The 12,642-nt window shown below is 62.6% G+C and carries 7 protein-coding genes; all 7 read right to left on the bottom strand.

All coding sequences use genetic code 11. The features are described 5' to 3' along the window. Nucleotides 1–85 precede the first annotated feature (85 nt). A complete protein-coding gene (locus tag HJB82_RS19135; protein ID WP_221141008.1) occupies nt 86–1,321 on the bottom strand; it encodes a TadE/TadG family type IV pilus assembly protein in 1,236 nt (411 codons plus the stop codon). 113 nt (nt 1,322–1,434) lie between these two features. Next, nucleotides 1,435–2,313 carry a transglutaminase family protein gene (locus tag HJB82_RS19140; protein WP_221131748.1) on the bottom strand — a complete coding sequence of 293 codons (879 nt, stop codon included), beginning with the start codon at nt 2,311–2,313 and terminating at the stop codon, nt 1,435–1,437. A 5-nt stretch (nt 2,314–2,318) separates the two neighbouring features. Next, nucleotides 2,319–4,736, bottom strand: a complete 2,418-nt coding sequence (locus HJB82_RS19145; RefSeq protein WP_221116628.1) for a circularly permuted type 2 ATP-grasp protein — start codon at nt 4,734–4,736, stop codon at nt 2,319–2,321. A gap of 53 nt (nt 4,737–4,789) precedes the next feature. Continuing rightward, complete coding sequence (locus HJB82_RS19150) at nt 4,790–8,116, bottom strand: DUF2126 domain-containing protein (RefSeq protein ID WP_207581786.1); 3,327 nt, start codon at nt 8,114–8,116, stop codon at nt 4,790–4,792. Nucleotides 8,117–8,323: 207 nt separating this feature from the next. Further along, a complete protein-coding gene (locus HJB82_RS19155) occupies nt 8,324–9,706 on the bottom strand; it encodes a sensor histidine kinase (protein ID WP_221131750.1) in 1,383 nt (460 codons plus the stop codon). Then, complete coding sequence (locus HJB82_RS19160; RefSeq protein WP_207581784.1) at nt 9,703–10,380, bottom strand: response regulator transcription factor; 678 nt, start codon at nt 10,378–10,380, stop codon at nt 9,703–9,705. Before HJB82_RS19160 ends, HJB82_RS19155 begins: the two co-directional genes overlap by 4 nt. A 197-nt stretch (nt 10,381–10,577) precedes the next feature. Further along, nucleotides 10,578–12,446, bottom strand: a complete 1,869-nt coding sequence (locus tag HJB82_RS19165) for an adenylate/guanylate cyclase domain-containing protein (RefSeq protein WP_221116630.1) — start codon at nt 12,444–12,446, stop codon at nt 10,578–10,580. Nucleotides 12,447–12,642: the final 196 nt, after the last annotated feature.

Raw genomic sequence — 12,642 nt, forward strand, 5'->3', positions numbered from 1 at the left:
GATCAGATGGATGGGATAGCGATAACGAAAAGCCGCCCCGGTTTGTTCCGGAGCGGCTTTTTGGTTCCCGTTTCTCGAGCGTTTATCAGTTCGTCAGGCGTGTCATCTGTGCAGAGGCCTTCGCTCCGATCGCCTTGAAGGCGGCAAGCAGATCTTCCATTTTTTCCGCCTGGAAATAATGGGCGTCATCGGAAGCGCAATAATGCAGCAGCGCCTGTCCGCCCGCGGGCGCCATGAAGGCGATCGTGTAAATTTCGATGCCCTTGGATTTCGCGGTGTCGCATGTTGCCTTGGTCAAGGTGTCGTATGAACGGCCGTAGCTGCTGTCGTCGTTGTTGTCGCCATCGGTCATGAAAACGATGTACTTCTTGGGTACTTGCCCGGTCTTGAGCTTGTGAGCTGCGTCCTCGGCGTCATTGCCCGCGGCGTTCTTGGCGGTCAGAGACGTGTAAGCCGTGTTCACTGCGCCGCTTGAATTCGTGCCGCCTCCCGATTGAAGCGCGTTAACGTAGCTCGTGACAGCGGTGATTCCCCAAGCGAGCTTACTCGGCGTGTACTCAACGAGATCGTAGGATACAGCGCCGGTGCGCACGTATTCGGCATTGGGATCGGCGCTGTTGAGCTGGCTAAAAAGATTGCCTGCAGCGATCTTCAGCGCCTCTATCTTGGTGTAATAGTGCGCACGGCTGCCGGTGCATTTGTCGTAAATCACCTGGTTGCCGCCATTATTCAGGTGAGGATTACATTTATAGGTGAATGGTTCCGTCGGATCATCCTCGTTGACGGTCGCGGTGGGATCTCCCATCGACCCCGATTTATCGAGCGCGAGATACATGGAAAGCGAGCCCTGGCTCTGCGAATGGCCGCCGACCGTCGTGCTTGATGTCGAAAGATGCTGCGTGCTGAAACCGACCGCCTGCATCAGCGGGTTGACGGTGAGGTCGTAACCTGGTGAAACCGTCACCTGATAGGATGTCGATTTGCCCGACGTCGTCGTCTTGATATCGACGCCTGTCGCGCTCTTAATATCGGCGCTGCTCTGCAGGTAATTCGCCATTTGTCCGGCGACGAAATTCCGCGCGAAGGCCTCGGCCTGCGAAGTCTGGATCGTGCCGTTCGCCAGCGCGGTCGCGGTTGCGAGCGCGGCGGAATCGGCGGCCTCCTGCAATTGCTGTTTGGAGAGCAGTATATCTCCCACCTGGATCGCCATGCCGGCTGCACCGAAAAGAACGGGCAGCAGGATCGCCGTCATCATACCGAAATTACCGCCACGGTCGCTGAACATGCGACGCAGGCAGGGATGCAAAAAAGAGGTGCTCATCATGTTCACCCGAAATAGACCCTGTGGGTGACATTAGGCACGCTCCTCCTTTCCGTTGTCCTTACGACGTCAATACAATTTTAACGAATCGGCGGATTCTTCCAGTTTTGGGATTATTTCAGCGGGATCACGTCGACCGCCTGGTCGGCGCGTTGGCCGCCATAGCTTTTCAACACGCCGATGACGGGGACGACGTCGGAATAGTCCCGGCCGTAGGCGACGACGATGTGGTCGGTGCCGGCGGCGATGTTGTTGGTCGGGTCGAGTTCGATCCAGCCGATCGTCTCGCCGCACCAGACCCGCACCCAGGCATGCATGGCATCTGCACCTTCCAGCCGTTCCTTGCCCGGTGGGGGGATGGTGCGCAGGAAACCGGAGACGTAGCCGGCCGGAATGCCGAGGCTCCGGAGCGCCAGGATCATGATGTGGGTGAAATCCTGGCAGACGCCGCGCTTCAGCGTGAATGCTTCGAGCGGCGTCGTGTCCACCGTCGTCGCCTCGGGGTCGTAGGTGAAATTCTTGTTGATGCGGGCACAGAGCGCATGGGCGATCTGCATCGCCGTCAGATCAGGCATGGCACAGCTTCGGGCAAAGTCGCTGATCTCGCGCGCTTGGGTCAGGCGCGGGCTATCGCCGAGGAAATGGTGCGGCGAATCCGGCGCCAGCGACCAGATGCCTGATATCTCCTCCGGCAAGTCGGCGAGCAATGGCGAGAAATCGGCGGCGATCGGCTGGCTTTCCACCTGCACGCGGGCCTGCATGCGAATGTCGAGCGTCTCGTGCGGCGCGCGCAGCATGAAGGAGGTGGCGGGATGATCGAAGAAATCGACGAAATGCGACTGCTCGTCCGGCGTCGGCGAGATGGTGATCGAGCCGGCGACCAGACGTTGCCGGTTGGTCAGTGACAGCGGCATCAGGCGCATGATGTGGCGGGCGCCGGAGGCCGGCACGTCGTAGCTGTAACCCATCCGAAGCGAAAGATCGTAGAGCATTGATGTCACCCGAGATAGGTCTGGGCGAGCAGCTCGGAAAGCTGCTCCAATTCGCGTTCGAGCCGTTGATAGACCTCGACCCCCATGCCCTCCGGCGTCATCACTGCCAGGCCGGAATGGAGCCGCATCGCCTCGCGGTAGAAGGGCGACATCTGGCCGTTGATCAGGGCGTTCGGCAGTTGCTCGACCTCGTGGTGGATCTCGTTCACCTGGAAGAGGACCGAGCGGGGGTTGAGGGGGTCGAGCGCCAAAAGGTCGGTGACGGTCAGCCGCGCCGTGTTGACGTTGTAGCGGCGGCGGTGGGTCATGACGCTGTCGCCGATCTCGAGCAGCATGTCGAGCGCGCCGTCGGGCGCTTCCGGGCCGGACATGTGGCCGAGCAGCCGCGTCATGTGCAGGCCGCGCTCGATATAACGGCCGAGCGAGAGGAAGCGCCAGCCCATGAAGCGGTACATGTTCTCGTGCACCAGGCCGGCGAAGCCCGCAAGCTTGCGCAGAAGGATGGTCATCGCGTGACTGGCGTCATCGCCTGCAGCGACGCTGACATGGAAACGGCGGGCGGTCTTGGCAAGATCGTTGAGGGCGAGCCAGCCATCCGGCGAGAAACGGTCGCGGATGTTGCTGGCGGAATAAACGGCGCTGTCGATGTGGCGTAAAAGCGTTTCCGGCACGGCCTCGGCGGTATCGATATCGACAGCCGTGAGATACTCGGAGACGTCGGCGAGCAGCGGCTGGCTCGGATCGGCAGCCTCGGCATAACGCGCATGCCAGGCGCGCAGGATGCGCAGCGCCCCTTCGGCGCGTTCGATGTAGCGGCCGAGCCAGAACAGATTGTCGGCCGCCCGGCTTGGGAGGCTACCCGGCATGTTGCGGGTGAAGCTGCCTTCGGCCGGCAGCAGAGTGTGGCGCTCGACCGGCTTGTCGCTGACGATCCAGACGTCGGCGGCCGCTCCGCCCGACTGCATGGCGATCGCCGCGACATCGGCACCGGAGCCGATGCGGGCAAAACCGCCGGGCATGATCTGCCAGCCGTTCGCTGTGCGGGCGGCGAAGACGCGCAGCGACATCGGCCGCGGCACGAGCTTGCCGTCCACCCAGGCGGGCGTCGTCGAGAGCGTGACGACCTCCTGTCCCACAAGTTTCGGTCCGTCCGAACTCAGCCAGTCGGTGATGGAATCCTTGGCGGCCGCACGCAGTGACGAGCCGAGCACGGATTCGCCGCTGTCGTCGAAGAAGGGGGCGCGGGAATAGGCCGGGCCGATCACCATCTTCTCGATATTCTTTGCGACGTGCTCGCGCTCTTCCTCCTGGCCGCACCACCAGGTGGCGATCGATGGAAGTTGCAGATCCTGCCCCAGTAGACGGTGACAGATGGTCGGCATGAAGGCCAGAAGCGCCCGGGTTTCGAGAACCCCCGTACCGAGCGCATTGACGATGGTGACGCTTTCGGCGCGCAGCGCTTCGACGAGGCCGGGCGTGCCGATATGCGAATTCTGGTTCAGCTCCAGCGGGTCGGCAAAGGCCGAATCGAGACGGCGCCAGAGCACGCCGATCGGCTTCAGGCCGGCGACGGTGCGCACCATGACGCGGCCCTTGACGACGGTGAGGTCCTCGCCCTCGAGCAGCATGAAGCCGAGATAGCGGGCGATGTAGGCGTGCTCGTAATAGGTCTCGTTGGCGGGGCCTGGCGTCAGCACGGCGATGCGGTCGTCGCCCGAATGTTTCATGCCCTGCAGCGCGTCGCGGAAGGCGCCGAAGAAGGAGGCGAGGCGGTGGACCGGGGTTTCGGCGTAGATATCCGAAAAGGCCCGGGTCGTCGCGACGCGGCTTTCCAGCGCGAAACCGGCGCCCGACGGCGCCTGCGTCCGGTCGGCCAGCACCCACCAGTTGCCGTCCGGTCCGCGGCCGATCTCGAAGGCGCAGAAATGCAGATAATGGCCGGAGGCCGGCCGGATGCCGGCGAGCGGGCGTTGGAATTCGGGATTAGCGGCCATCAGCGCCGGCGGCAGCACCCCTTCCTGCACCAGCCGGTTGTCGCCGTAGATATCGGCAACGATCGCCTCGAGCAGGTCGGCGCGCTGGACGAGGCCTGCCGACAGCGTCTGCCATTCGCGCTCGTCGATCAGCACCGGAATATGCGAGATCGGCCAGGCGCGTTCGCCGGTGCCCTTGCTGCCGTAGGCACGGTAGAAGACGCCGGCATCCCGGAGATAGCGGTCGGCGCGGGCGAAACGCTCGGCGAGATCCTTTTCCGGCATTGCGCTCAGATGCGACAGGAAATTCTTCCAGACCGGGCGGACAACACCTTTATTGTCGACCATCTCGTCGGCGGTGCCAGGAAGCGGCGCATAGTCGAAGGCCGCATCCTTGCCGATGCGGTCCTCTGCTTCTCCCCTGCGCTCAACTGCCGGCCTCTTACCCATCAAAACCCAAGCCTTAAACCCCCGGCCTTAACCTCAGCCTCAATCCCCCGGCTTCAAATTCCGGCGGGCCGCCTCAGATCCAGCGTTAGCGGGAATTCAAGAGAACCCGTCTCGGCGCGCGGGATATAACCACCCGCCGTATGTCCCCACGGCTCGAAGCGGGCGAGCCGCCTTGCTTCCGCCTCGTTGCCGTTGACCGGGAAGGTGTCATAGGTCCGGCCGCCCGGATGGGCAACATGATAGATGCAGCCGCCGATCGAACGCTTCGACCATGTATCATAAATGTCAAAAGTCAAAGGCGTGTTGATCGGCAAGACGGGATGCAGGCCGGAGGACGGCTGCCACGCCTTGTAACGGACGCCGGCGACCGATACGCCGGAGGTGCCGGTCGGCGTCAGCGGCAGAGTGCGGCCATTGCAGGTGACGGTGTAGCGCGCCGCATTGCTGGTCTCGAGCCGCACTTGAAGGCGCTCGACGGAGCTGTCGACGTAACGGGCAGTGCCGCCCGGCGCACCTTCCTCGCCCATGACGTGCCAGGGTTCAAGCGCCTGGCGCAGCTCCAGTTTGGAGCCTTCGTATTCGACCTCGCCGCAGAAGGGGAAGCGGAATTCGAGCTGAGCCTTGAACCATTCCGAACTGACGTCGAAGCCGTTTTCGCGAAGGTCGGCAAGCACGTCGAGGAAATCGGCCCAGACGAAATGCGGCAGCATGAAACGGTCGTGCAGAGTTGTGCCCCAGCGGACGAATTTGCCATCGACCGGGTTGACCCAGAACCGGGCGATCAGCGCGCGGACCAGCAATTGCTGGGCGAGCGACATGCGGGCGTTCGGCGGCATTTCGAAGCCACGGAACTCGATGAGGCCGAGCCGTCCGGTCGGACCGTCCGGCGAAAACAGCTTGTCGATACAGATCTCGGCGCGGTGGGTGTTGCCGGTAACGTCGGTCAAAAGGTGGCGGAACAGGCGGTCGACGAGCCAGGGCAGCGGCTGCTGGCCGCGGCCGGGTGCAGCGATCTGCGCCATGGCGATCTCCAGCTCGTAGAGGCTGTCGTGACGAGCCTCATCGATGCGCGGCGCCTGGCTGGTCGGGCCGATGAACATGCCGGAGAAGAGGTAGGAGAGCGAGGGGTGCCGCTGCCAGTGCAGGACGACGCTCTTTAAGAGATCGGGACGGCGCAGGAACGGGCTGTTGTTCGGATTGGCGCTGCCGACGACGACATGGTTGCCGCCGCCGGTGCCGGTATGACGGCCGTCGATCATGAACTTGTCGGCGCCAAGCCGGGTGTCACGCGCCTCCTCGTAGATCGCCGTAGTGATATCGACGCAGTCCTTCCAGTTCGAGGCCGGATGAATGTTGACCTCGATGACGCCGGGATCCGGGGCGACGCGGATGACATTGATGCGCTCGTCCTGCGGCGGCGGGTAACCTTCGATGTGGACAGGAAGCTTGAGCTCGGCGGCGGCGTTTTCGGCAGCGGCGATCAGCTCGAGATAATCTTCGATGCGCTCGACCGGCGGCATGAAGACGCAGAGCCTGCCGTCGCGCGGCTCGACCGACATGGCGGTGCGCACGGCCCCGCGGAGTTCACCGAGCGTCTGTTCGATCCGGCCGCGATTGCCCTCGTCGGCATTGAAAGAGGCTTCAGGCATGGCGCGGCCGGCCGGTACAAAGACATCAGGCAGCGGTTCACGTGGGATCGTCGGATCGGCGGGGTGGATATAGGGATAACGCGCCGGGGGAACATAGGGCAGTGTGCCGAGCGGCAGGCGGTAACCGATGGGACTGTCGCCCGGGACGAGAAAGATATTGCCGCGGCGGGTGCGCCATTTCTCGCTGACCCAGACGCGGCTTTCAGCCGCCTTGGCGTTCCATGCTTGAACCGGGAGGATGTAACCCGTGGGGACGGTAAGGCCACGGGCAAACACCCGGGCGATGCGGTTGCGTTCTTCGGGATCCTTCAGCTTCGAATTCGACGGATCGACGTTTTCGGGAAGGCTGCCTTCCTTGATGATCCAGTCGGCTGGATCCTCATAGGCCGGCTGCACCATGTCAGGCTTGATCGCCAGTTCCTTTGCGATCGCCGTCAAAAACTTCTCGGCATCCTCGGCGGTGACGCCGGTATCTTTGCCTTCGACAGCCACCAGATCGAGGTTCTGCCAGACCGGCTTGCCGTCGCGGCGCCAGTAGAGCGAGAAGGTCCAGCGCGGCAGGCTTTCGCCCGGATACCATTTGCCCTGGCCATAATGCAGGAAACCGCCGGGGGCGAAGCGTTCGTGCAGCCGGCGGATCAGGCTGTCGGCCTTTTCGCGCTTGGTCGGGCCGACGGCGGCGGTGTTCCACTCCTCGGACTGGAAATCGTCGATCGAAACGAAGGTCGGTTCGCCGCCCATCGTCAGATGCACGTCCTCGGCTTCGAGGACACGATCGACCTTCTCGCCGAGTTCGTTGAGTTCGTCCCAGCTTTCATCGGAGAAAGGCTTGGTGATGCGCGGGTGTTCGGCGACGCGCGAGACCTTCATGTCGAAGGCGAATTCGGTTTCGGCCTCGCCGAAATAACCGCCCGAGATCGGCGCGGCGTTGCGATAATGCGGCGTGGCGGCAAGCGGGATGTGGCTTTCGCCGGTCAGCAGCCCAGACGTCGGATCAAGGCCGACCCAGCCGGCGCCGGGCAGATAGACCTCCGCCCAGGCATGCAGGTCGGTGAAATCGACTTTGGTGCCGGAGGGGCCGTCGAGTGCTTTCAGGTCCGGCGTCAGCTGGATGAGGTAGCCGGAGACGAAGCGGGCGGCAAGGCCGAGATGGCGAAGGATCTGGACGAGCAGCCAACTGGTGTCGCGGCAGGAGCCCTTGGCGCTTTCAAGCGTCTCCTCCGGCGTCTGCACGCCGGTTTCCATGCGGATGACATAGCCGATCTGCCGCTGCAGGCGGGCATTCAGGCCGACGATCATATCGACCGTCGGCTGGTCGGGCGACCAGTCGAGCGTCGGCAGCATTGCCTTCAGGCGGGGACCGGCCGGTTCCGGCGTCATATAGATCGAGAGATCTTCCTGGATCGTCTCAGGGTACCCGAAGGGCCACTTGGTTGCCTCTTCCTCGACGAAGAAGTCGAAGGGATTGTAGACCGTCATGTCGGCGACGAGATCGACCTCGATCTTGAACTCCGTCACCGGGTCCGGAAAGACGTAGCGGGCGAGGTAATTGCCGTAGGGATCCTGCTGCAGGTTGACGAAATGGTTGGAGGGCGTGACCTTCAGCGAGTGGCTGAGCACCCGTGTCTTCGAATGCGAGGCAGGTTTCAGTCGGATGATCTGTGGGCCGAGGCGGATCGGTTTATCATAAGTGTAATGGGTCAGATGATAGATGCTGGCTTTGATCGACATATTTCTCTTTTATCCGGCGCGCATCGTCGTGCGGCTTGCTGTTCCCGAAATCAGTGTGTGCAATGCAGCGAAAGAAAGCAAGCTGGAAAGGTCACCGGCATAATTCCTTAAATCGGAATCGATTTAAGGAATTATGCCGCGATTCAAAATGCTACGGCGTCCTTAGCGCGTCCGAAAGACGCGCGGCGTTGTTGAGGCTGAAGGCTTTTATGCGGCCTTGGCGAAGGTGACGGCCGCCTTCAGGCCCCTGCCATCCGGGCCCGGCTCCAGCGTCAGGTTGGCATTGAAAAGATTGGCGATTTCCTCGACGATCGGCAGGCCGAGGCCGGCGCCCGGCGCACCTGTCTCATTGCCGCGCGAAAACCGCCCGCGCACCGCCTCCAGCTTGTTGCGTGGAATGCCGGGGCCGTTGTCCTCGACTTCGAGGCGGATCGTCTCTGCTGCTGCGATGATGCGGACGGTGACCTCAGCTCCCTTGCCGGCATAGGCGATGGCATTTCCGGCAAGGTTGCGCAGCATTTCGCCGATGAGCAGCGGCTCGGCGCGGATCATCGCCGGGCTTCCGCCCTCGAAACCGAGATCGATGCCGGCGACGGCAGCCGTCGGGATCTGCTCACCGGTAATTTCCTGGGCGATGGCGGCAAGATCGATGGCGGAGGCGGTCAGTGCTTCCTTCGCGGTGGCCGCGTCGATCTTTGCCATCAGGAGAAGCTGGGCGAGGATGCGCTCGGCATGCGCCACCGCCTGATCGCCCTTCAGAGCTGCCGCCTGCGCCTCCCCAAGCGAGCCGGCGCGGGCAGAGAGAGCAAGCTGGGTGCGGATGATCGCCAGCGGCGTGCGCAGCTGATGGCTGGCATTGCCGGTGAAGTGGCGGAGCGCATCGAGGGCCGATTGCAGGCGGACCATGAAGCTATTCACCGTATCGACCAGCGGCTGGACCTCGCTCGGCACCGTCTGCTCGATCGGATGCAGATCATCGGGGCTGCGTTCGCCGATGGCGTCGCCGAGTTTGTAGAGCGGACGCAGGGCCACCGTGACCGAGATCCAGACAATGACGGCGGCACCCGCGATCATGAAGGCGAGGCGGAGTGCCGAGCGAACGAGGATTGCTTGCGCCAGCTGCCGTCGGCCAATGGTGGTTTCGGCGACCGTCACCACGAAGGGCACGGAGCGGATGCCCGTCGAGGCGGAGCGTTCGAGTGTGGCGACGCGGATCGGCTCTCCGCGGAAGCTGTCGTCGGCGAAGGCGGCGGCATTGGCGGGTGTCTTCTTCAGGACCGGCAGCGACTGGTAACCGGTGATAAATTTGCCCGGCGGACCGTCGACGCGGTAGAAGACGCGGTCCTGCGCGGCCGAGGTCAGCATTTCAAGCGCAACATAGGGGATATCGACCTGCAGGGTGCCGTCTTCGGCAACGACGACGCGTTCGGCGATCGCCAGCGCGGAGCCGGCGAGCACACGGTCGGAGACGATGTTCGAGGTCTGGACCGCCTCGCGATAGGTATCGGCGAGCGCCAGCGTGCCGATGACCGCTGTGGACACAAGTAGCCAGAAGAGCAGCCGGCGCCTGAGGGAATAGGCGGCTTTCATGAGGCCTCGGGAAGCTTGTCGAGATAATAGCCGATGCCGCGGGCGGTCTTGACCGTCAGGCCGTGCGGTGAGAGACGTTTCCTCAGGCGGCTGACATATTGCTCGATGGCGTTTGCCGAAATGTCGTCGTCGAAGGCCGTCAGCGACTGGATGATCGCCTCCTTGGCGACGACCTTGCCGGCCCGCATGAAAAGAATTTCGAGCAGCCCAAGTTCGCGGGCGGGAATGTCCAGCGGCGTGGCGCCTGCCGAAAAGGCTCGGGAATTGAGATCGAACGAGATGCTGCCAAAACTGACAGTCGCCGAGCGCAGGCCTGCCTGGCGGCGCAGCAATACGCGCACGCGGGCCTCGAATTCGGCGATGTCGAAGGGTTTGATCAGATAATCGTCGGCACCGAGATCGAGACCCTTCACCCGTTCTTCCGGCGTACCGCGTGCGGTCAGGATGAGCACGGCTGCCTGGTTTTGCCGGGCGCGCATGGCGCGCAGCACGTCGAGCCCGTCCATCTCGGGCAGGTTGAGGTCGAGGATCACCAGATCGAAATTTTCAGCGGCGATGACCGCATTGGCGGATGCGCCGTCGTGAACGACATCGACGGCATGGCCCGTGCCGCGCAAGATCGCCGACAGGCCGTCGGCCAGCGCGATATTGTCTTCGGTGAGCAGGATGCGCACGGATCTCCCCCTGTTTTTCAAAGGAGATTACAGAGGTGGGGGAGCGATGTCACAGCGATTTTGGAGCTTACAGCGCCGCGCGCCTGTCAGACGCGCAAAGGACGCTGAAACACTTTCAATCCTCGCATCGTGCTTTCCGAAAATCGATGCTGATTTTCGGGCGCGATGCGCCAGTGAACGGCGGGAAGGGCCTGGCTTCAGCTCCCGGTCCTTTCGACCCGTTCGCGCTGCATCATCGCGGCGGCCAGCAGCCTCTGGAAGCGAGGATCGTCGCGGATGTTGTCGAGATCGGAATCATTGTTGAACCATTTGATATGGTAGACGGAGCTGTGAGGCAGCAGCCTTTCAAGGAGATCGATCGCCTGGTCGACATCGCCGAGGACGGAATAGACGCAGGCGAGATTGTACTGCGCGACGATGTCATCAGGATCGATGGCGATCGCGCGCGCAGCCCAGTCGCGTGCCCTCATCGCGTCGCCCATATGGGCAAGCGCCAGCGCGCCGCGATGGGCCGGGCCGGAATTTTCCGGATTGACGTTCAGCGCGCGTTCGGCGCGCAGCAGGCCGAGGCGCGCCCAGTTTTCCGTATCCGACACACGGCCGAGCGAGCGGTAGGCGGACATCAGGTGGATCGGCGAGACGTAGTCGTCAGGGCGGATCGCGGCGGCGCGGGTGAAATATTGAACCGATTCGGCAAAGTTGCCGTGCATGAAGAAGAACCGGGCATAATGGAAATTCGCCTCGAAAAGGTTCGGGTCCAGCGCCAATGCACGTTCGAAGGCCGCCGCCGCCCTCCCGTCAAAGCCGCTCTGATGCAGGGCCAGACCATGAGAAGCGTGGGCCTCGGGAAGGTCGGGATCAAGCGCAAGCGCGCGGGCGCTCATCTCGAGGATGCGCCTCAGCGGCACGTCATCAGGTGCCCAGTCGCGGATCGCCGCGTCGCAATCGGCGATGCCGGCATAAGCGCGGGCATAATCCGGGTCGAGTTCAACCGCCTTGCAGAACATGCGCCTTGCGAGTTCGAGATAGGATTTGGTCCAGGTATGGGAGAGCTGGCGGCCCCTGAGATAATAGGTATAGGCCTCGACATTGGCGGTCGGCTCATTGGCGATCGCCTTCTTTTCTTCCGGCAGCAGACGCACCTTCAACTGGCCGACGATCGCATGGGTGATCTCGTCCTGGATGGCGAAGATGTCGGTCAGGTCGCGGTCATAACGCTCGGCCCAGAGATGATCGCCATTGGCGGTGTCGATCAATTGGCCGGAAATGCGCACGCGATTGCCGAAGATGCGCACGCTTCCTTCGAGCACGTAGCGCACGCCAAGTTCCTGGGCGAGCCGCTTCACCTTCACCGAGATGCCCTTGTAGGTGAAGATGGTATTGCGCGGCACGACGTGCAGGCTGGAGATCTTGGAGAGATCGGTGATGATGTCTTCGGTGATGCCGTCGGAGAAATAGTCCTGATCGGCGTCGCCGCTCATATTGGTGAAGGGCAGCACTGCGATGAAGCAGGTATTGCGGTTCTGCGCGACCAATTTCGCCGAGGAGGGCGGCGCCAGGGTGACGGTATAGACCTGAACCGGCTGCCGGATGTTCTTCAGCATATGCTCGCCGATGAATTCGAAGCCGAGATTGAGGCGCGAGCCGACCTGATCGCGCACCGAGGCCGACACAGCGATGCCGCCCGGCGCTGCGATACGCTCAAGCCTGGCGGCGAGATTGACGCCATCTCCGAAGATATCGCCGTTCTCGACCACGACGTCGCCAAGATTGATGCCGATGCGGAATTCGACGCGTTCGTCCTTGGGCACGTTCTCGTTGCGGGCCGCCATGCTGCGCTGGATTTCGGCGGCGCAGGCGACCGCGTTTACCACGCTCTGGAATTCGGCAAGGATGCCGTCGCCGGTGAGTTTGACGATCCGGCCCTTGTAGTCTGAAATACGAATGTCGACCAGTTCGCAGCGATGGCGGTTCAGCGCCTGCAACGTGCCGGACTCATCGATGCCCATCAGTCGGCTGTAGCCAACGACATCCGCAGCGAGAATAGCGCTCAGTCGTCGTTCCATGACCCCTCCCATGGATCTTCCCAGTTTAGTCTAGCTTTTTATAGAGTTTTTGTCGCGCAGAGTCGTCCACCGAATAGAAATTCTGGCGGTTTCGACGTTTTAACACGGCTGCGCGACCATATAGCGTCGCCGATCTTCATCAATACTCTGAATGGGTGAGGGATCGCGTTCAGCGCTAATCCTTTGGGATGAAAAG

The organism is Rhizobium sp. NZLR10 (genome assembly GCF_019685125.1).
Classification (GTDB): domain Bacteria; phylum Pseudomonadota; class Alphaproteobacteria; order Rhizobiales; family Rhizobiaceae; genus Rhizobium.